Source organism: Shewanella atlantica (genome assembly GCF_003966265.1).
Classification (GTDB): domain Bacteria; phylum Pseudomonadota; class Gammaproteobacteria; order Enterobacterales; family Shewanellaceae; genus Shewanella; species Shewanella atlantica.
In genome coordinates, this window is sequence record NZ_RXNV01000010.1 from 122,316 (window position 1) to 143,869 (window position 21,554).

Here is a 21,554-nt window from a genome sequence, read left to right on the forward strand (position 1 = left end):
AATGAACAGACGGATATTAGTGACAGGCTCCAGCAGAGGAATTGGTAAGGCGATAGCATTACAACTCGCTGAGGCCGGATATGATATTGCCCTGCACTTTCACAGCAACCACGAAGCGGCTGAGCTAACGAAGCAGGAGCTACTCGAACATGGTGTTAAGGTCTCCTCTTTGCAGTTTGATATTGCCGATCGTGCAGGGGTGAAAGCCAGTATTGAAACTGATATTGAGCAGCACGGTGCCTATTACGGTGTGGTGCTCAACGCAGGAATTAATTGCGATACCGCATTCCCGGCCATGACAGAGAATGAATGGGACAGCGTCGTTCACACTAATTTAGATGGGTTCTATAACGTCATTCACCCAACGGTTATGCCGATGATCCAGACCCGTCTTGGCGGCAGAATTATCACCATGGCCTCAGTCTCCGGCATTGCAGGCAACCGGGGGCAGGTTAATTATAGCGCCTCTAAAGCGGGGATTATCGGGGCGACTAAGGCACTGTCACTTGAGTTAGCGAAACGCAAAATCACCGTTAACTGTATCGCACCCGGGCTAATAGAGACCGACATGGTAGCGGATATCCCCAAGGATATGGTCAAAGAGATCGTTCCAATGCGCCGCATGGGTAAACCCTCCGAAATTGCAGGTCTGACTAAATTTCTGATGTCAGAGGATGCCGCTTACATCACCAGACAAGTGATCTCGGTAAACGGAGGCATGATCTGATGGAATGTAAACAGGGATTAAACGGAGATTTAAACCAATGAGCAGACGAGTCGTCATCACTGGCTGTGGTGGAATTTCCAGCTTGGGCCACGACTGGCCAACAATCGCCGCTAACTTAAAGGCTCAGAAGAACTGCGTCGTGCGTTTCGACGAGTGGGATCGTTATACCGGTCTCAACACTCGATTAGCCGCTCCCGTTACTGACTTTGAAAAGCCGGCTCATTACTCCCGTAAGAAAGTGCGCTCCATGGGACGAGTGTCTCTGATGGCAACCCGCGCCAGCGAGCTCGCCCTTATCGACGCCGACCTGTTAAATGATCCTGTCGTGACCTCGGGCGCCATGGGCATCGCCTATGGGTCGTCTACAGGAAGCACAGATCCCATTATCGCCTTCGGCGATATGCTAAAAAATGGCGACATGTCAGGGGTCACCGCCACCAGTTATATCCGTATGATGGCTCATACCACCGCGGTTAATGTCGGCGTCTTCTTTGGTCTCAAGGGGCGTGTGCATACTACCAGCAGTGCCTGTACTTCCGGTAGTCAGGGAATAGGTTACGCCTATGAGGCGATCAAGTACGGCCAGCAAGAGTTAATGCTTGCAGGTGGCGGTGAAGAGTTATGCGCTACCGAAGCCGTGGTCTTCGATACCCTTTTTGCCACCAGCACCAAAAATGAGAGTCCCGAGCTGAGTCCCAGCCCATTTGATAAAGGCCGTGATGGTTTAGTCATAGGCGAAGGCGCCTGTACCTTAGTGCTGGAGGAGCTTGAACACGCTAAAGCACGCGGCGCAAAAATATATGCCGAAATCGTCGGCTTTGGGACGAACTCCGATGGCCTTCATGTGACTCAGCCCAATGCAGCTACCATGGAAGTAGCTATCAGGCAGGCTTTGAAAACTAGTCAACAGTCCCCCGATGTAATAGGTTATGTGAATGCTCACGGCACGGCGACCGATAGAGGCGATATTGCAGAGACTCAGGCAACCCACGCCGTCTTTGGCGCATCCATGCCAATCTCATCACTCAAGAGTTATACCGGTCATACCTTAGGGGCTTGTGGCGCATTGGAAGCTTGGATCAGTATAGAGATGATGAATGCCGGCTGGTTTGCACCAACCCTGAATCTAACCGAAATAGACCCCGAGTGCGGCGAGCTGGATTACATTAAGGATGATATTCGACATATAGATACAGACTATGTGATGAGTAATAATTTCGCCTTCGGTGGCATCAACACCTCCTTGATATTTAAACGCTGGTCAGAAACCAACTCAACACAATAAAAGGATATGATGGATGATAAAGAATATCACATTAGCCTTAGTACTAACCCTAAGCTCTGTTGCAGGACAGGCTCTTGCTGAAACATTTACCGAAGCCGAATATGTGGCCATTTTTAACGGTGATGATATCAATAAACAGAAGCAAGCCATCGACTCTCTGGTGATGGCAGGTCTATCGGATCCTAAAGTCTTCGAAACATTACACGCTAAATTTCAGGCGTCACTGCCACAGGCGGTCGATAACGCCAGTATCGACTACAGCGCCTGGCTGCTTAAAGGGTTAGCCTACTCCGGAGATGAGAGATACCTGCAAACATTCAACGAAATCATCTCTGGCGACTACCCTGGCAAACTGAAAAAGTATGCAAAGAAGTCTATCCCGACGCTGAAACAATACCAGAGCTGGACGCCAATCCTAAGCGACACCAGTCAATACGAGGCCTCCCAGACCCGAGAGGTCAACGTAATTGCCAATGCTCTGAGAAGCGATGAGTTAGAGTTAAAGCGTTATGCCGCCAAACGCATGATCAATCGCTCTATGCACTCCCCCTACCTGTTATCGGTATTAGACAGTGAACTCAAGGAGCCTCGCCTGCTCAAGCATGAAAAGCTGGCGATTAACACTTATGCCTACATGGCAAAAGCGCTGGCAAGCTCGGCTAAGCCGGAGTACAAATCCACTCTGGAGCACATCGCTGAGCACAGCTCAGAGAAAAAGTTACGGAAATATGCAAAGAAGTACCTGAAAAACTACTATTGATACCGGAAACGAGATAACCCGGCTTTACGGCTTATGTTTGCTGTTGCACAGAGGCGTCGATTAGATTAACCTTATCAAGATTAATCTAATCGACACGATTCGAACACGTGAGAGGGAGTGCATCAATGTTACAATCTTTGCTATCTAAACTCGCCGGCGCCGGGCCCGATAAACATTGTTGGGAGCTCATAGAGCAAGGCGCCAGGGTTATCGATGTGAGATCTCCCGAAGAGTTCAGCTCCGGACACCTTCCACAAGCCATCAATGTACCCTTGAGCCAAATATCGACCTGGCTGATCGACCAAGATCCTAAGCAGAGTTTCGTGCTTTACTGCGCCGCGGGCATCAGAGCTCAAAAGGCCTGCGATCAGTTTAAATGCAACGGCTTTCATAATGTTATCAATGCAGGCTCACTGAGAGATCTTCTCAGTTATCAAGCGACTTAACCTGAAACTTAACCCAGATATAAAAAATCCCCCGGAACCGAGTCATTTCATGATTCAGGTCCGGAGGATGGACGAACAATAGGGTCAACTTATCTCAGGACGGGACAGGTATAACAATCGGTATCTGGGGTTGATAGTTCCGCTTCTGCCTCGCCCCTGCCCTTTGCGTTCAAACTAATACCAATCGGTATAAGACCAAACGGCATAAACAATCAAAGCACCACCTTAATTAAGCCACTATTTTTTCTAAAGCTTGCTGAGCCGACTCGATACCCTGTTTAGATGCTTCCGGGCCCATACTCAAGGCTTCGCTATAAACAGTTTCAACCTCTTCGATACCGATAAATCCAAGTACAGTCTTGAGATAAGGGACAACATGATCTGAGGCACCACCTTTATGGACGCCGCCTCTCGTCGTGATCAACACGCCTCGCTTACCCGTTATCAGACCTTTAGGCCCGGTTTCGGTGTAGGTGAACGTCACACCCGCACGTGCAACCAGATCGATCCAATTTTTAAGCTGCGTAGGAATACTGAAATTATACATAGGTGCTGCAATCACTATGGTGTCATGATCTTTAAGTTCTTGAATAAGCGAGTCTGACAATAATAGGGCCTGCTCCTGACGCGCCGATAACTCATCACCACCTCGTAAACCCGATGCAATTTCACCGTCTAGTACCGGCAGAGGTTCAGCCGCCAGATCGCGTACGCTGATCTCGGCACCCTGCAGTTCCCAATGTTGCTTAAGATGCTCAACCAACTGACCGGATTGAGAGTAATCGCCTAAAATGCTCGACTTTAAAATTAGTACTTTTGACATAACTGACTCCACATCATTTTGTGATTGAGAACCATCTCTCAATTCGATGAGGCCAGTGTAATTTACGATAAACAAGATAAAAAGCGGATAAAATTCATCAATTCATTCGATAAAATCGAATGTAAAGTCGTTTCAAGGGGGGATGTTACCGGCAATAGCTGATGATAACGGGCACTAAAAAACGGGCTGAGAGCCCCTTTTAAGAGCGCAATTCTTCGCTTACACGGCGGGTGGGCTGACTCACATACAGGCCTTCGAATACTGCGCAAAGTGTACCTTCACACCATAGCTCAACTTCAAGTTTGACCTTCACTCTTCTCCCTTGGGGTAAGCGGCTAAGATCTGTCTCCGGCCAGATGCACTTGGCTATCGGGGTATCGATTATGGGTGCAAGATAACGTATATGGCCGTCGGCTAACACTATGTCTCCATCGACCCCGGCTATACGCTGTTGCAGCCAAAGCATGCCCCACCCCGTCAAGGTTGCCAGGGTATAGATGCTACCGGCAAACATGGTTTGATGTAGGTTGATATTAGGCGTAATTGGCGCAGACACCGTGAGTTGACCTCTGCGGTAATCCAGCGGCTCTATCTGCATCAATGCACTAACGGGGATCGTTTGATGCCAGGTTTGTTTTAGTTCCATCAGGAGTGATGCGATCTGCAACTCTCCCTCACAGTTAACGGTCACAGCTACACCTGAAGATTAAAGGTAACCGGGCCGTCATTAACCAGGCTCACCTGCATATCGGCTGCAAACTCGCCCGTTTGAGTCGGCATGCCTTTGGCCCTGCAAAACTCCACAAACTCTTCATAAAGCACTTTCGCCTGATCCGGCGACCCCGCTCCGGAGAAGCTTGGCCTTAAACCGCGTCCCGTATCGGCGGCTAAGGTAAACTGCGACACGACAAGCAGGGCTCCACCAGCCTGTTTCACATTCAAGTTCATCTTGCCATTTTCATCGCTGAACACCCGATAACTCATGACTTTGTTAGCAAGCTTCTCCATCTTCAACGAGTCATCTTCACGCTCGACGCCAAGTAGTACCAACAAGCCCTTATCGATGGCTCCTACTGTTTTTCCATCCACATCGACTTTGGCTTGAGTAACACGTTGGATCAGGGCTATCACGTTTAATTTTCTCCAATTTAGAAAGAAACCAGAACCTAGCACTTAGGCCCTGGAATTTTTAGATTAGTTTTTAGCTTACAAAGACTGAGACTGCTGCATTACCGGTATCGGCTTAATCAACTGCTCAGAACCTTTTGGCAGTGAATGACCGACCTGACGCAGACCTTCATCGGTCCATAACATGAAACGACGTATCTCTTCGAGCTCGATGGTATTCACAAAGGTCGCCGCGCCTTGCACCTGAATAATGGCGCCATTTTCACGCAGGGTAAACTTTGCAAAGTTAAGTTTATGATTTAACGTGCCAATCAATATAAGCAGATCTTGACTACCCACAAGCTTAGGATGAACGGCGTAGAAGCGATTCATCATAATGCGATCGATCCCATCCGGATTGATGCTAGGCTGAAGTACAAACTGGTTATCATCAAACTGTAATGCGATACGGCTTGGTGAGGCCATGGTGGCGAGGTAGTTCTTTTTAATCAAGGCATCGAACAATGTCTTGGCCGCATCCTCGTTCGTCATGCCACCTAATGAGACCCGCTCCGGTGCAATCGTTGCACTCGCCGTAGTATCGCTCTTGTCGGTGGCCGCGCAGGCACTGAGCATTGTCACTAATCCAGCGATAATAAGTTTTTTCATTTATCTATTTCCCTCATATTATTAGCCATTTCCTGTACGGCATAGACGACTTCCAGAAACATCTTATCATTGGCCAGCGCATGATACCCGCCTTTGATAAGAGTATATTTAATCTCTTCTGAGCCAAATTTTGCTAAAAACTTCTCGATGATGACAGAGGGGCAAACCCAGTCCATCTCACCTTGCAATATCACCGTTTTCGCCTTAATTCCACAAGCCATTTCGCGCATCAGGGCATAGGCACCGAAGTATTGCTGGCTGGCATAATGCAGCTCTATCTCCGCCAGACTCTTCGCCAAAGGGGTACCCGACTCCGGCAACTCGGCTCCCGGAAGCGCAAGCGCCAACTCCCACTTCAACCAGCCACGCACATATTCCATGCGAGTGTCGGCATCCGGATCGAGAAAGCCCGCTCGGTATCGTTTAAAAAGAGCGTCAATCTTAGATGTGAAAGGGGCCAGGGCGGTAAACTCTAAATAGTCCTGTGGGAATAGGGTTGCAGCCCCCTGATTACCATAAAGCCAGTTAGCGCCCTCTTCATTGGGTATAAATAACCCCCAAAGCACCTGTGACAACACTCGTTGAGGATATAGACAGCTATAGATAAATCCCAATGTCGCACCAAATGACCCCCCCACGACGCACCAAGCCGGAATGTTGAGCCATAAACGCACTCTTTCGATATCGCTCAACAGATGCAGCAGGTCGTTATGTTTCAGCTCACCGTGTGGCTTTGAGCGTCCGGACCCTCTTTGATCCAGCAAGAAAATATGGAATGTGTCTCTATCGAAAAGCCTGAGATCTTCTACTACGCAGCCTCCACCCGGTCCGCCATGCAAAAAGAGCAGCGGGATCCCATCGGGGTTACCATATTGCGCCAGATGAAGCACATGCCCATCGCCAACATCCAGCCAGTCACGGCGAATAAATGTCGGCAAGTGACTACTCATTATTGACGGGTTTCTTTTTCAGATTCGTTAACGGCAGTCGAGATCGAAAAGCTAATCTGCGGGTCATGGACCTCCACCTTCTTTTCTGACTCCTTATCTTTACTCGACTCTCTCTTATCGAGATATTCAGGCATGGCAGCGGTGATCTCTGCGCCTAACAAGACAATGATCCAGGAGAGGTAGACCCACATAAACAGAATGGGAATCGTCGCTAAGGCACCATAAATAGCCTCATAGGTTGGAAATTTAGTCAGATAAATTGCGAAGCCTTTCTTACCGAATTCAAACAGCAGCGCGGCGACAATCGCGCCGAGCAGAGCATGGAAGAACTTCACTTTAATATTAGGTACCACCATGTAGATCAACAGGAAGGTGGCTACCGAGAAGAACATAGGCAATCGTTCAACCAGCACGGGAACAACACCGGATAAGTCAGAACCGCTAAATACCTTTAACGACACCACATAGGAAGTTGCAACCAGGCTTGCCCCCATCAATACCGGCCCTAAGGTCAGCACCATCCAATACATGGAAAATGACACCACCATGGAGCGCTTCTCAGTCGTTCGCCAGATATTATTCAACGCCTTATCGATAGCGGAGATCAACATGATCGCCACCACCATCAGAGCAGCAATACCTACGGCCGTCCCCTTAGACGCATTGCCGACGAATTCGTTAATATAAACCTGTACCGTGTCTCCGGCGGCCGGGAGAAAGTTGTTATAGATAAACCCCTCGATCTGCCCTCTGATCCCACTGAATACAGGAAACGCCGACAACATTGACATAGTCACGGCAACCATAGGTACCAGAGAGAGCAGAGTGACATAGGCTAAGTGTCCGGCACGAATATTTATCTGATCTTCCGCCAGGCGCTGCTTTAGATGTATCATGAAGTGCCAAGTGCTCAGCACGAATATATGAAGCCGTGTTCCATCTATCTTTTTTATCACTACTATCTCTTGATTTAGTTGGTGTTGAATGCGTATCTTCGTACAATAAAGCTTATAACCTAAGATTTACAAGTGTAAGGAATAAATAGATGTCACAACAAGGATCTGCAGGCAACGTCATTGCCGCTATCGCAAGCTTTTTCTTCCCGGGCTTAGGGCAATTAGTGCAGGGCAGAATAATGGCCGCACTGCTTTTCTGTATCATAACTATAGTTGGTTATGCCATGTGGTGGCTGATTGTACCCGCAATCATAGGTGGTATCGTCCACCTGTGGAGCATTATCGACGCAGCAAAGTTTAAAGCCGACTAACTATCGCCATTTTGGAACCCCGTGGACAAGGATCCCTACAGATGAAAAAATATATCTCTATCGCGATTATCGCCACCAGCCTGTTGCTGACAGGTTGTCAAAGCGCCTATTACGGTGCCATGGAAAAAGTGGGCTATCACAAGCGTGACATCATGGTCGACAGAGTCGAAGACGCTAAAGAGTCCCAAGAAGACGCACAGAAGCAGTTCAGCTCGGCACTGGAAGAGATGCAGGCATTGCTAAACCACGATGGTGGTGATCTGGAGAGTGCTTACAACAAGGCTAAAGATGAGTATGAATCCGCTCAGGATGCCGCCGATGATGTCACCAACCGCATCGATAAGGTCGAAGATGTGGCCGAAGCACTATTTGATGAATGGCAGAGTGAGATTGGTGAGATAAGTAAGGCCAGCCTGCGCCGTAACAGCGAGACTAAGCTTCGCGAAACTAAGCGCTCATACAATCAGCTGGTAAAAAGCATGCGCCGCGCCGAGAGTAAGATGCCACCCGTGTTAACGGCCATGAAAGACAATATGCTCTATCTCAAGCATAACTTAAATGCCCAGGCCATAGGTGCCATCAAAGGTGAGTTCACCAGCCTGCAGACTGATATCTCAGGTCTGATCAAGGAGATGAACAAGTCTATTGAAGAGTCGAACAAGTTTATCGCCTCACTGGAAGGTAACTAGTCACCAGATGCGCTACGCGCTGACCGACGCCAGCAAGCTGGCTAAAGGACGCGCTAAGCACTGGAAAAGTTAAGACGACGCTTCGCTATTTGACGGGCTACGCCCTGTAAAAGCCCAGATGACGCCAACAAGTTGTCTAATCGGACAAGCAGCCTTTAGCCGAAGTCGTCCTCTAGCCTGCGAAGCGGGCGTCCTATAGCTGACGTAGTCAGCGTCCTATCAAGCTGTCGCCAGCCCCTCTGACAGCTTTCTATAATCATTGAGCTTTCGATATAACGTGGTCTTGCCGATTTTAAGCTTCTCCATGGCAAGGGTCTTACTTCCGCCACACGACTTAAGCACGGATAGAATATATTCCATCTCCATCTCCTCCAGTGACAGGGTCGGAGTCGATAGCTGGGACACCAATACCGGATTTTGGACCATGGTCTCCGGAAAGTCATCAACAGCGATCTCCTGACCCATACACAGTGCTACACTTCGCTCAACCACATTCTGTAACTCCCGCACGTTGCCGGGCCAGCCATAACTGAGCAGCAACTCGGAAGCCTTCGGAGAGAAGCCGGTAACATTACGGTTCATATCCTTATTCACCTGCTCCAGAATAACCTTAGCAATAAACAGAATATCTTCCGCCCTGTCGCGCAAGGGGGGGATGGTCAGCTCAATCACACAGAGCCTGTAATAGAGGTCCGCCCGGAAACGGTTGGCTTTCACCTCTTCGCTCAAATTTCGATGAGTGGCCGCAATGATACGTACGTTGACCTTTCGATCTTGACTATCCCCGACCCGCCTTATCTCTTTTTCCTGCAGTGCCCTGAGCAACTTAACCTGCATAGCCGCCGATATATCACCGATCTCATCAAGAAACAGGGTGCCTTCGTTGGCTTGCTCAAATAAGCCGATATGATCTCTGTCGGCGCCGGTAAAGGCTCCCTTCTTATGACCGAACAGCTCACTCTCCAGCAAGGTTTCCGTCAGAGCTCCGCAATTAACCGCAACGAAGGGGCCTGAAGCTCGCGATGAATGGTCATGAATGAACCGGGAGACACGCTCTTTACCGACACCACTCTCTCCCGAGACCACGACGGACGAGTCCACCTTAGCAATACGCCGGGCCAACTCGACAATCCGTTTCATCTCATTACTGCGGGTCACTAAGCCGGATATGTTATGGAGATTGGCGTTATAAAGGCTCAACTGCTCCTGTTGGCGCTTGAGATCCAACTCGGTTCTCTTTAGCTTTTGAGTCAGTCCCTTTAACAGGGTATCGGCAGACTCCATGCTATAAAATGGCTGGTGAGCCTCCAGCTCATCTCCCCAGTCTTCTCTGAACTTACCCACTATACGACAAAATGGATCGCCGGCGCCGCGGCACTTGTCTTCGATGAAGTAGACTTCACGTTCCTGCTTACAGGATTCATAACCACTGGCAAAGCCTGTCAGCGTCCAGCAGATGGGCTCCTCTGCAACTCCGAAGAGCAGATGATGTTGCTCCGCCTCATAGGAGTTATCCCAACACACCTGCATCGAAAACCCTGAGGCCAGATTATCTGAATGGTTGAACTCACATGTTCTGGTCAAGCCAAACAACATATGAAGGTAGGAGCCCCCCTCATCTTGAGAAAATATGGCCGGATACTCTGAACGCAGTAACTCTGCGGTCCGCCAGCCATGAGCATAACCAAAGCGGGTCAATATGCTACGCGCGGCAAAATGGCCGAAGGTGTCTATCAGCTCTTTACGCAGTAAACCCAAGGCTACGGCATCGAACAGTAACATGCGTTGATCTTTGAGCTTAATAATTCCCTCTTCGGGAACAAACTCCAGAAAATCTTTCGGATCTATGTCGTTTATCAGCATCTTGTTAATTTACCTAATGATTATGTACAGGTTCCAAATTGGGATTACCGTTCCCATTCGGAACTACAACACCTTGCACTAAAAACATAAAACCAACCAATTCAGCAACTTACCTATTGGCACGCAAAGTGCAATCTTAAATCACGAGACTAGGGACAATTAAGTAAACCTTATCAATAAGATGCGCTGCAACGCATATGTGACGTCTCTAATGTTAGCCATACAGATCTTTTGACTGAAACTGAAATAGAAGGGCATTCGAACTCCGGCAAAAGTCATTAATTACAGATTTGTATAACGAGAAGTTAACAGAAACCCATAAATAAAAACGTGTTTTAAATCGAATGTTAAACAAGAGGTGGTACTGAATGAACAAACTTTCCATGGCAATTGCTTTGAGCTTATTAAGCGCGAGTAGTTATGCGGCAAATTACACCAAAAATGTCGATGTGGTTGTAATCGGCTCCGGTGCCAGTGGTATGGCAGCCGCGGCTGCCGCCGAAGAAAAAGGTCTGACAACCGTACTGTTAGAGAAGCAAGCCAACATCGGTGGTTCGGCGCTCTATATCGAAGGTACTTTCGCGGTTGAAACTGAACAGCAAAAATCGATGTACATTGGCCTGACTAAAGACTGGGCTTATAAGAACCATATGGAATTCAACCATGGTTTTATCAACGGTCCTTTGATGCGCAAATGGATTAATCGTTCAGACGACTCTATTAAATGGATGGAAGAGAAAGGCGTCACCTTCCATGACGTGCGCACCCTCTTCGAAGACGGTAACCGTACCTGGCACATCTTTAAAGATGGTAAAGGCGTCGAGTTCGTTCAGAAGATGGAGCAGTCTTTCACCAAGAACGGCGGTAAGATCTACACAGAAACACCGGCAACAGAACTTGTCTATAAAGGAGGGAAAGTTGTCGGTGTTATCGCCGAAGACGGTGAAGGCGATACCTATACCTTTAATGCTAAAGGTGGTGTCATCGTTGCCACCGGCGGCTTCATCAACAACCCTAAGATGTTAAAGAAATTCGGTATCCGCACCGACCACCTGATTGTTGGCCCTAAGAAGGGTCGTGATGGCGACAGTATCAAGTGGTGGGAAGAGACGGGCGCAAGACTGGAAGGCATGAAGACCCATCTGGCAATCGGTGCATGGTTATATGGCAAAGATCCAAACACTCAGCTAAGTCACCCCGAGCATACTACCGTCTATTCACAGATGGCGTCTCTGCTTCGCCAGCCATACATGTGGGTAGCTAAAGATGGTAAACGTTTCATCGATGAGAGTCAGGCGCCACTATGGCACAACACAGGACCAGCTGTTGAGCGTGTGGGTAATGGTTACTTCGCCGTCTTCGATGACAACATGAGAAAGTACATGAAGACAGATGGTATCGACATCTCTCACAGTGACTGGGTGCGTGTTGGTCATAAATTAGATCTGCTAGACGAGGGTATCGAAGTCGGCCAAAAAGAGGGCTGGTTAGTTAAATCAAACACCATCGAAGGTTTGGCTAAGAAGATGGGCATCGACGTAGCAACCTTTAAGCAAACAGTGGTTGATGCCAACCGTTATGCCATCAACGGTGTAGATGAAGAGTTCCCTAAAAACCGCAAGTACGTTCGCTCTATGGACAAGCCTCCTTACTTTGCCGTTAAAGGTCAAAACGCCACGCTAATCACCCTCGGTGGCCCAACCACCGACACCGATATGCAGGTTCTGCGTGAGAAAGATATGAAGCCTGTTGGCGGCCTATATGTTGTAGGTTGCGAAGTGGGCGGCGTATATGGTGATTCATATAACCTGACTCTTGAGGGCATGGCCAGCTCATTCGCCATCAACTCGGGTCGTTTCGCTGCCGAGCACATAGCGCAGAAGATGAAGCTGTAGTCCCCCTTAACCGAGACCCGATTTTTGGGTCTCGGTTTTTTTTATCCAATAAAGAATAGATGATTATGAAATATTTAATGTCCATCGCTACCGCAGCCCTGTTAATGCTTGCCGTTAACGCTCCAAGTTATGCCGGCGAACTTGCCAAAATACATGAAGACGCAGACATCTCCTGTATGGATTGCCATGGAACAGATACCCCCACTCGCAGAGGTAAAACCTCGTTATGTAAAAACTGCCATGGAGATCTGGTTGAAGTTAAGGAGTTTCAGGTAGAGGAGAGAGTGGTAAACGTCCATAAATCCCCCCATGGCGAAGTGCGCTGTACCGCCTGCCATAAGACCCATGAACCCTCTGTCTTGTATTGCAACGATTGCCATCAGTATGAAGTCGAGCTGCCTTAGAAAGCATAAATAACTAAATCCCCAGATACTTATTGATCTCTGCAGGACCGGCAACATGGCTAAGCCATGCTGTCGGTCATCCCCTCACCTCATCTTGATGAATGAGACCTGACCACCGGAACTTCTTATAGGGTTACAAGGATGGCGTATCGCAATCATTTCCAGATCCTCTTCGTGATCAATTTTATCGTTACCTTGGGTTTTGGGATCAGCGATACCTTCTTCTCTGTGTATGTTTTTGAACTGGGAGGAAGAGGCGTACTGTTGGCCCTCCCCCTGATATCCTACTCAGTGGCAAAAGCAGTTTTCAGCCCTTTTATGGGGCGGTGTTCGGACACCTTCGGCGCCGAAAAGATAATGCTTGTCTCTCTCACTCTTTACCTGCTGGTCTCAGTTTTATACTTAGTCTCTACCAACCTGTTTATCCTTGCGATCTCACGCTTACTTCAGGGCGTTGCCTGCGCCATGTTCAGGCCGGTTATTGTCTCCCTGGTTAGTGAATCAGCCATTAAAGAGAAGCGCTCTTCGGTTATGGGGACGTTCGATATCTCTTTCTATGCAGCCCTATCCTTCGGCCCGGTGGTGGGTGGTTACATGAAAGATCAACTGGGATTCCCGGCCATATTCTTAAACCTAATGCTCCTCAGTATCTTAGCCATCTTGATCTGCGGTTGCTGCGTTCGGGATAGTTCGCCTCGTGTCGTCGCCACGCATTCAAAGCGTAATAAACAGTCATCCCTAATTCAGCCCATCATCCGGAGCCGGAACTTAAGAGGACTGCTGGCCTTTATCTTTGGACGAGCCAGTTGCATCTCTCTTACAGGCGCATTTCTGCCCATTATTTTAACTGAAGAGCTCAAGTTATCCGGGACTCAAACAGGGATAGTGATGGCCTCAAGCTGTCTCACTATCACGCTCCTCCTGCGGCCGATGGGCATGCTTGCGGATAGGGTTTCTCACGCCTTATTAATCATCCTTGGCGGCATCTCTGTCTCAATAATCTATTTGATTATTCCCGCCACAGTCACCTTCAACCAAATGATCTTCGCAACCATCCTACTCGGCTCGTTCAGCGCCCTATCGCAACCCGCCTGCACCGCCATGCTGATAGAAGAGGGAATGCATTACGGCACAGGCAACACGGTAGGCATATTCAATGGTGCAATGAACTTAGGTTTTATTTTTGGCCCTATTTTTGGCGCTTTTATCTTGAGTGTCTTCGGAATAGACGCCGTATTTTACGCGGCAGGGGGAATAGGCGTCTCAACGATATTGTTATTTACCGTGAATACTCACCCGTCTCTGTTTTCGCCTGTTGACGACAGATGCAAAAACTAATCCCCCAACCCAAAACAGGCCTGGCGCAACTTAAGCGGCATAGGAAAACCGGCATAGAGGATGAGTCACTAAGCGCCCCGAGCACACCATAGATATTGGTAGCGCCATTTATAACCGCAATTTGCTTTTCCAAACCCAGATTAACCACAGCATGAGATAAACTAAGGAGACAACAATTGAATAAAACAAAAGGAACTCTACTCCGCTTGGCTGGAATGACAGCTTTGCTCTTGAGCAGCACTTCAGCCCTGGCTGCGACCTCCGGCTCCCACTACCCGATTGGCGGGGAGGGCGTCGCTGCCGGTACGCCACCGCCGCCGGGCATGCACTACCGAATGTATAACACCTGGTACGAGGCCGATGCTCTGACCAATGATAATGGCGATGACACGGGGCTGGATGTCGATATCGATGCCTACGTTCAGGTACATAGGTTGGTACATGTCACCGAAAAGAAACTCTTCGGTGCCAACTGGGCCTATAACGTCATCGTTCCCATGGTTAACAAAGAGACCTCCATCGCCGATTTCGGTGTCTCTGACAGTACCTCCTTCGCCTTGGGAGATATCGTTCTGGAGCCTCTGGCCCTATTCTGGTTCCGAGAAAACTATGAGGCGGCGCTAGGGTTATCAGTGATAGTTCCCACGGGTGACTATGACCCTACAGACGCCGCATCACCCGGTATGGGCTATTGGTCGGGCATGTTGACGCTTGGAGGAACCTACTATCTGGATTCTGACAGGTCCTGGAGTGTCAGCGGTCTGACCCGTACCCTTGTACACTCGGAGCAGGACGATACCGATATTCGTCCGGGCGCAGAATTTATCATAGAGGGAGGTATAGGTAAGCAGTTCGCATTGGATGAGCATTGGTTGCTTCGCCCTGGGGTGAGCTACTGCGCCAGCTGGCAGATCAGCGATGACAGCCGTGATGGCCACGGTACATTAGCCGGTGAACGTAAAGCAGGCTATGGTATTGGCGGTGAGCTCAACGTGTTCTATCTGCCCTGGTTACTTCAGGGGAACCTACGCTATGTGAATGAGTTCAGCAGCAAAAATACTGCCGAAGGCTCATCGGTAGTCTTCACCTTGACCAAGTCATTTTAAGAATTAACCTGACATCTATCGGACTAATACCGGCGACACTGTCGGTGTTAGTCCGGTACATTTTGAGGCTCTGTCTGAAGTATTTGTAAAAATGTCTGTCTGGCTCTCGCTTCTAATATGGGGTATTTCTCGGTATAGCAAAGCTGTGATCTCCGGCCACTTTCCAGGTAATAAGCCATATATTTTTTAGACCTTCTGCACAAATATTTCGTCAATAAAGAACTTATCCTGACAATAACTCTCACACAGATACAAGTCGTTACTAAATCAGAACCATATGAGCTTTATTGAATCTTTAACCTTAATGCTGGCGCTGGCCTACAGTGCGAGCCTGCTGTATTGGAGCGGTAAAAAGTCGGGGGCGGTTACCACCATTCTCATTACAATCGGGGCTGGGGTAAGCTCGCTATACTGGCCACTGCTCGTGGCGCTGGCCATCGCTGCTATCTCACTGACAGTGTTCACCAGATTACGACCTGAGGCCGCTAAGGGTGAACTCAGAGCTAACTCGCTGCGTGATGGCACTCAACACCTGCTCGCCCTGTCCATGCTGTTGGTCGGCGTTCAGTTTGCCGCTAACACCGCCATGATTAAGGCCGGGATAACCCCTTGGCTGGCAAGACCCGATGTCGGTGATGCATTTCTTCCTATCGCCGGGGGAATAGAGATCAAGGCGATTATGACCTTAGGCATATGGGATCAAACCCACCCGGCCGCCGCAGTCATGCTTGCCGTCGTGCTGTTAACCGGCTTACTCTGTAAACGCGCCTTCTGTGGTTGGGCATGCCCTCTCGGCCTTGCCGGAGAATACCTCTACAAGCTCAGAAAGCGTTTCATCAAACATGAGTTTCTGCCACCAGCCTGGTTAGACTGGCCACTCAGAATGCTGAAATATCTGCTGTTAGCTGCGCTACTTTATATCATCATAAGTATGCCTACGGCCTCGATCCCGCATTACTTAGAGGGCAACTATCATAAGATAGCCGACCTCAAGATGGCGCTGTTTTTTGTCACTCCAGGACTCATCACATTAGCCTGTTTCGCGTTTATTCTGGGATTAGCTGCGTGGCGTCGTCAGGGATTTTGTCGTTACATCTGCCCCTATGGTGCCCTGCTTGGCGTCATGAGCTTTCTGAGCCCGCTTAAGATCCGCAGAAGCGCTCAGCACTGCCTGATCGAGTCTAAAGGGATGAACTGTGATAAATGCACCCGCGCCTGTCCGGCTAACATCTCGGTTCACACCCAGAAGAATATCCGCTCCGATGAATGCCAGGCCTGTATGCGCTGCGTATCGGCCTGCCCTAAGAAGGAAGCCTTGCATTTCAGTACCCGTAATGGGATTAAGCTATCCGCAAGAGGATTAACCATAATGCTGTTACTCATTATGTTCCTCATCCCCCTCGGCGCCTATGTCGGCGGCTTCTGGCACAGCCAAACTTTAGATCAGGATCGTATCTATCTGATACAGCATTTGAATGCTATTGGGCATTAAAAATCAGCTTATAGGTCCTAGAACCTAGACTCTAGGACCCTCGCACCTTATGTGCAGATACTTATATGGACATAAGGTCGTTCTTTCACATCCATGTGATCACGACATTTGTGCATCCATGCACTACACCTGCTGCAAGCAATAAACATCAATAAAGTCATGGTATTCGCAGTATTGCCAAATACCAAAACCAGCCTAATGAATCAAAGCAAAAAAACTGACACTATCTGCCAGTCTGCAGATAACAAAAAGCCCTGAACATTTTCATGTTCAGGGCTTTTTAAAGCTTAACGCTTACAGCTTAAAACTCGCAGCTACTATCTTGTAACTGCTATCTCAAAGCTAACGCTTAAGCGTCTTTAGCCGCACGGTTGTGACGCTTACGCTCGTTTTCAGTCAAGAAACGCTTACGAACACGAATGTTCAGCGGCGTTACTTCTACCAGCTCGTCATCATCGATGAACTCAAGCGCTTGCTCAAGTGTCATTTCAATATGTGGAGTCAGTACCTGTGCTTCATCGGTACCCGATGCACGCATGTTGGTAAGCTGCTTACCTTTCAAACAGTTAACTGTAAGATCGTTAGAGCGGGCATGTAGACCAACAACTTGACCTTCGTAAACTTCTGCAGCGTGAGTAATAAACAGACGACCACGTTCCTGAAGGTTAAACAATGCAAATGTCAGTGCTTTACCAGTACCGTTAGAGATCAATACACCACGTGCACGTTGACCAATATCGCCACCTTTCACAGGACCGTAATGGTCGAATGAATGGTAGATAAGACCAGTACCTGACGTTGCAGTCATGAACTCAGTTTGGAAACCGATTAGACCACGACTAGGGATAACGAAGTCGATACGAACACGACCCTTACCATCTAGCTGCATGTCACGCATGTCACCTTTACGTGTACCAAGCTTCTCGATAACTGCACCTTGATGCTCTTCTTCAACATCAACAGTTAACGTTTCGTATGGCTCACACATCTCACCATCGATCTCTTTTTCGATAACTTCCGGACGAGATACGGCTAGCTCATAACCTTCACGACGCATGTTTTCAATCAAGATTGAAAGGTGAAGTTCACCACGACCCGATACACGGAAACGATCCGGGCTATCTGTCTCTTCTACACGTAGTGCAACGTTGTGAACCAATTCCTGCTCTAGACGCTCAAGGATGTTACGTGAAGTCACGTACTTACCTTCTTTACCAGCGAAAGGAGAGGTGTTGACTTGGAAAGTCATGGTAAGTGTTGGCTCATCAACAGACAATGCTGGCAAAGCTTCTACCGTAGTAGGTGCACAGATAGTATCTGAGATTTGCAGTTGGCCAAGACCGGTAATCGCAACGATGTCACCAGCGTTAGCTTCAGCAACTTCGTGACGCTCCAGACCCATGTAACCTAATACCTGGCCCATTTTACCGTTACGCGTCTTACCATCAGCACCAATAATAGTGACCTGCTGGTTAGTTTTCACACTACCACGCTTGATGCGACCGATACCGATAACACCCACATATGAGTTGTAATCGATTTGAGAGATCTGCATCTGGAAATCACCTTCAGCATCTGCATCAGGAGATGAAACTTTCTCAACGATAGTTTCAAACAGAGGAGTCATATCACCCTCTGTTGTTTCAGGATCAAGAGATGCGAAACCGTTTAGTGCTGAAGCATAAACGATTGGGAAGTCTAGCTGCTCATCGGTAGCACCCAAGTTGTCGAAAAGATCGAAAACTTGATCGATAACCCAATCAGGACGAGCGCCCGGACGGTCAATCTTGTTGATGACAACAATAGGCTTAAGGCCTTGAGCAAAAGCTTTCTTGGTTACGAAGCGAGTTTGCGGCATAGGACCGTCAACCGCATCAACAAGAAGCAATACTGAATCAACCATAGAAAGAACACGCTCAACTTCACCACCGAAATCGGCGTGACCAGGTGTGTCTACGATGTTGATGCGGTAATCATTCCACTTGATGGCCGTATTCTTTGCCAGAATCGTGATTCCACGCTCCTTTTCAAGATCGTTCGAATCCATCACCCGCTCAGTGGCTTCTCCTCGAGTTTCAAGGGTTCCAGACTGCGCCAGCATCTTGTCTACCAGGGTAGTTTTACCATGGTCAACGTGTGCAATAATGGCGATGTTACGTAAATTCTCTAACACAGATAAACCTCTTACCATCAAAATATAGGGGGTATTTGTAACAGCTTTAATAATAGCTGTTGCAATAAAAAACGTGCCATTCTACTCTAGCCGAGGGCTCTCGCACAGGATTATTTTTTAGTCAGCTATGAATAATTCATTTTAGACACATCCGCACCACCTTGGTGAGCGCACCAACATCGAACATTGGTCGCACCAATTTAGTGCAAACGTCTATCTTTGTTCGTTGGTTACCAGCTCAGCTCCCATATAAATCATAGACTTAAATAATTGGCATAACTCTCGCTTTATATAAAGCATAGAAGCTAAAATCATATTTGAGCACTAAAGAATTTAAATATAATAAGGGAAACCCCTTTACCCTACTCGGAGACTTAGAATGTCAGCTGAATCAGTTTTACAACAACTCGAAGAATTAGAAGTTAAGTTTGTTGATCTACGCTTTACCGATACGATAGGTAAAGAGCAGCATGTAACTATCCCTTCACATCAAGTCGATGCCGATTTCTTTGAAGACGGCAAGATGTTTGACGGTTCTTCAATCTCAGGTTGGAAAGGCATTAATGAATCAGACATGGTATTGATGCCTGATGCAGCAAGTTTCGTACTTGACCCTTTCACCGCAGAAACCACTGCCAACATCCGTTGTGACATTCTTAACCCTGGCACATTAACAGGTTACAACCGTGACCCACGCTCGATTGCTAAGAAAGCAGAAGAGTATTTACGTTCTACCGGTATCGCTGACACAGTATTGATTGGCCCAGAGCCAGAATTCTTCCTGTTCGACGACGTTAAATACGGTTCAGACATGTCTGGTTGTTTCTACAAAGTCGATGCAGAAGAAGCTTCCTGGAACTCTGGCACTCATTACGATGAAGGCAACACGGGTCATCGTCCTGGCGTTAAAGGTGGTTACTTCCCTGTTGCACCTGTCGATTCATCACAAGACCTGCGTAGCGCTATGTGTCTCGTTCTGGAAGAGATGGGTCAAGTAGTTGAAGCGCATCACCACGAAGTGGCAACTGCCGGTCAAAATGAAATTGCGACTCGCTTTAATACCCTGACACTAAAGGCCGATGAAGTTCAGGTACTTAAGTATGTGATTCATAACGTGGCCCACGCTTACGGTAAAACAGCAACCTTTATGCCTAAGCCAATCGTAGGTGACAACGGTAGTGGTATGCACGTTCACCAGTCTCTGGCTAAAGACGGCGTTAACCTGTTTGCCGGTGACAAGTACGGCGGGTTGAGCGAAATGGCCCTGTTCTACATTGGTGGTATCATTAAGCATGCCCGTGCCATCAACGCTTTTGCTAACCCGTCAACTAACTCGTACAAGCGTCTGATTCCACATTTTGAAGCACCGGTAATGCTTGCGTATTCTGCAGCTAACCGTTCAGCTTCTATTCGTATCCCTGTAGTTCCAAGCCCCAAAGGCCGTCGTATCGAACTAAGATTCGGTGACCCTATGGCTAACCCATACCTGGCATTCTCTGCAATGTTAATGGCTGGCCTTGACGGTATTCAGAACAAGATCCACCCGGGTGAAGCGATGGATAAAGATCTTTATGATCTCCCTGCTGAAGAAGCTGCAGAGATCCCAACAGTGGCAACGTCACTGGAAAATGCACTCGAGTGTCTGGATACTGACCGTGAGTTCCTGACCCGTGGCGACGTATTCTGTAATGACTTCATCGATTCTTATATCGCACTTAAGTCTGCCGATGTTGAGCGCGTAAACCAAACGACTCACCCGGTTGAATTTGAGCTTTATTACAGCTTGTAATATGTAGCTGATTCAAATGCAACATAGTTAAAGCCCTGGATATTTCCGGGGCTTTTTTTCACCATTCACCATATTATCTTTTCGCCTCAGTGCCATTTAAGCATCAGCATTCTTAGTAACCGGTGCAGGTGTCGGCATAACCTGAACTTGGGTTACATATCTAAACCGTTAAAATCCGATGGTATTAAGCAAGTCTTGATCAGTGTATTCACTCATCACGCTACTGAATGCCAGATGCCAAACGAGCCCGTCTGTATCACTCCTACAACACATGAAACCCTTGCTAACCTCAACATCCAATCATGCTTGCAGCGTAAATTAGCCATCACTAAACAATTGATTTTAAAAGATATGAAGGTGAATAAAAAATAGACAAAACGAAAAATGTCAATTAGGATTAAATGTGACGCACATCACACTTAATTGGTAAAAAGGAATCTGCATGAACAATAAAATCAAAGCAACCTTAATCTCATTAACTCTACTATTTACCTCTACTAGCTATGCTGCCATGTCAGAAATTGCGGTCTGTAATGACTGCTCTACCCAAGAGATAAATACACTGATCAACAAACAAGCATCGGAAAATATTTATGTTGTCGACTTCGTAAATCGCACCGCGCAGAAGTTTACTTCAGATAGTGATACTAACTCTCAGCCAATTGCGGTAGCGATGTCAGTAAGTGAACTCAATACTATCAACAACAGGTATGAATACCGCAAAACACACTTAAGAGCGGTGAAACCATAGCGCTTATTGCCCTCCAGATG

At 47.9% G+C, this 21,554-nt stretch carries 21 protein-coding genes; 13 read left to right on the top strand and 8 right to left on the bottom strand.

The genetic code is table 11. The annotated features are described in order from the left end of the window. Position 1: 1 nt before the first annotated feature. The 4 genes from EKG39_RS17665 to EKG39_RS17680 all read left to right on the top strand — a co-directional run bounded on the left by EKG39_RS17665 (position 2) and on the right by EKG39_RS17680 (position 3,218). Positions 2-727, top strand: coding sequence for a 3-ketoacyl-ACP reductase FabG2 (locus EKG39_RS17665; protein ID WP_126507307.1), 726 nt, complete (start codon positions 2-4; stop codon positions 725-727). A gap of 37 nt (positions 728-764) precedes the next feature. Continuing rightward, complete coding sequence (locus EKG39_RS17670; protein ID WP_126507308.1) at positions 765-2,012, top strand: beta-ketoacyl-ACP synthase; 1,248 nt, start codon at positions 765-767, stop codon at positions 2,010-2,012. Positions 2,013-2,025: 13 nt separating this feature from the next. After that, positions 2,026-2,772 (top strand): hypothetical protein, encoded by a 747-nt coding sequence (locus EKG39_RS17675; RefSeq protein ID WP_126507309.1) that lies wholly within the window; start codon positions 2,026-2,028, stop codon positions 2,770-2,772. A 125-nt stretch (positions 2,773-2,897) separates the two neighbouring features. After that, positions 2,898-3,218 carry a rhodanese-like domain-containing protein gene (locus EKG39_RS17680; protein ID WP_126507310.1) on the top strand — a complete coding sequence of 107 codons (321 nt, stop codon included), beginning with the start codon at positions 2,898-2,900 and terminating at the stop codon, positions 3,216-3,218. Between the two features lie 229 nt (positions 3,219-3,447). Here the strand turns inward: EKG39_RS17680 and EKG39_RS17685 are convergent, their stop codons facing one another. From EKG39_RS17685 to EKG39_RS17710, 6 genes are all read right to left on the bottom strand, one after another. Continuing rightward, positions 3,448-4,041 (bottom strand): FMN-dependent NADH-azoreductase, encoded by a 594-nt coding sequence (locus tag EKG39_RS17685; RefSeq protein ID WP_126507311.1) that lies wholly within the window; start codon positions 4,039-4,041, stop codon positions 3,448-3,450. Positions 4,042-4,240: 199 nt separating this feature from the next. Next, positions 4,241-4,687 (bottom strand): thioesterase domain-containing protein, encoded by a 447-nt coding sequence (locus EKG39_RS17690; protein ID WP_126507333.1) that lies wholly within the window; start codon positions 4,685-4,687, stop codon positions 4,241-4,243. A 47-nt stretch (positions 4,688-4,734) separates the two neighbouring features. After that, entirely contained in the window at positions 4,735-5,172 is a 438-nt protein-coding gene (dtd, locus tag EKG39_RS17695) for a D-aminoacyl-tRNA deacylase (RefSeq protein WP_126507312.1), read from the bottom strand. A gap of 75 nt (positions 5,173-5,247) precedes the next feature. Continuing rightward, positions 5,248-5,817 (bottom strand): hypothetical protein, encoded by a 570-nt coding sequence (locus tag EKG39_RS17700; RefSeq protein WP_126507313.1) that lies wholly within the window; start codon positions 5,815-5,817, stop codon positions 5,248-5,250. Then, positions 5,814-6,767 (bottom strand): alpha/beta fold hydrolase, encoded by a 954-nt coding sequence (locus EKG39_RS17705; protein WP_126507314.1) that lies wholly within the window; start codon positions 6,765-6,767, stop codon positions 5,814-5,816. The genes EKG39_RS17700 and EKG39_RS17705 overlap by 4 nt, the downstream gene beginning before the upstream one ends. Further along, positions 6,767-7,663 carry a virulence factor BrkB family protein gene (locus EKG39_RS17710; protein WP_425470186.1) on the bottom strand — a complete coding sequence of 299 codons (897 nt, stop codon included), beginning with the start codon at positions 7,661-7,663 and terminating at the stop codon, positions 6,767-6,769. The genes EKG39_RS17705 and EKG39_RS17710 overlap by 1 nt, the downstream gene beginning before the upstream one ends. 149 nt (positions 7,664-7,812) lie before the next feature. On the opposite strand from EKG39_RS17710, the gene EKG39_RS17715 reads away from it, so the two are divergent. Continuing rightward, on the top strand, positions 7,813-8,034 hold the full coding sequence (locus EKG39_RS17715; RefSeq protein ID WP_126507316.1) for a hypothetical protein: 222 nt from the start codon (positions 7,813-7,815) through the stop codon (positions 8,032-8,034). A gap of 41 nt (positions 8,035-8,075) precedes the next feature. Next, the gene (locus tag EKG39_RS17720) at positions 8,076-8,723 is read left to right on the top strand and encodes a DUF2959 domain-containing protein (RefSeq protein ID WP_126507317.1); all 648 of its coding nucleotides are present in this window, start codon (positions 8,076-8,078) and stop codon (positions 8,721-8,723) included. Positions 8,724-8,942: 219 nt separating this feature from the next. Here EKG39_RS17720 and EKG39_RS17725 read toward each other — a convergent pair whose 3' ends face one another. Next, positions 8,943-10,586, bottom strand: coding sequence for a sigma-54-dependent Fis family transcriptional regulator (locus EKG39_RS17725; RefSeq protein WP_126507318.1), 1,644 nt, complete (start codon positions 10,584-10,586; stop codon positions 8,943-8,945). A 368-nt stretch (positions 10,587-10,954) separates the two neighbouring features. On the opposite strand from EKG39_RS17725, the gene EKG39_RS17730 reads away from it, so the two are divergent. From EKG39_RS17730 to EKG39_RS17750, 5 genes are all read left to right on the top strand, one after another. Beyond that, on the top strand, positions 10,955-12,481 hold the full coding sequence (locus tag EKG39_RS17730; RefSeq protein ID WP_126507319.1) for an FAD-dependent oxidoreductase: 1,527 nt from the start codon (positions 10,955-10,957) through the stop codon (positions 12,479-12,481). A gap of 65 nt (positions 12,482-12,546) precedes the next feature. Continuing rightward, positions 12,547-12,885 (top strand): cytochrome c3 family protein, encoded by a 339-nt coding sequence (locus EKG39_RS17735; protein WP_185817645.1) that lies wholly within the window; start codon positions 12,547-12,549, stop codon positions 12,883-12,885. Positions 12,886-13,026: 141 nt separating this feature from the next. Beyond that, entirely contained in the window at positions 13,027-14,223 is a 1,197-nt protein-coding gene (locus tag EKG39_RS17740; protein WP_126507321.1) for an MFS transporter, read from the top strand. 176 nt (positions 14,224-14,399) lie between these two features. Then, positions 14,400-15,329, top strand: coding sequence for a SphA family protein (locus EKG39_RS17745; protein WP_246028547.1), 930 nt, complete (start codon positions 14,400-14,402; stop codon positions 15,327-15,329). A gap of 277 nt (positions 15,330-15,606) precedes the next feature. Continuing rightward, entirely contained in the window at positions 15,607-16,821 is a 1,215-nt protein-coding gene (locus EKG39_RS17750; protein ID WP_126507322.1) for a 4Fe-4S binding protein, read from the top strand. A 349-nt stretch (positions 16,822-17,170) separates the two neighbouring features. Here EKG39_RS17750 and typA read toward each other — a convergent pair whose 3' ends face one another. Continuing rightward, positions 17,171-18,994 (bottom strand): translational GTPase TypA, encoded by a 1,824-nt coding sequence (gene typA, locus EKG39_RS17755; RefSeq protein WP_185817646.1) that lies wholly within the window; start codon positions 18,992-18,994, stop codon positions 17,171-17,173. 379 nt (positions 18,995-19,373) lie between these two features. Between typA and glnA the strand changes: the two genes are divergently transcribed. Together glnA and EKG39_RS17765 are read left to right on the top strand one after the other, a co-directional pair. Then, on the top strand, positions 19,374-20,783 hold the full coding sequence (gene glnA, locus EKG39_RS17760; RefSeq protein WP_126507324.1) for a glutamate--ammonia ligase: 1,410 nt from the start codon (positions 19,374-19,376) through the stop codon (positions 20,781-20,783). 442 nt (positions 20,784-21,225) lie between these two features. Beyond that, entirely contained in the window at positions 21,226-21,534 is a 309-nt protein-coding gene (locus EKG39_RS17765) for a hypothetical protein (RefSeq protein WP_126507325.1), read from the top strand. Positions 21,535-21,554: the final 20 nt, after the last annotated feature.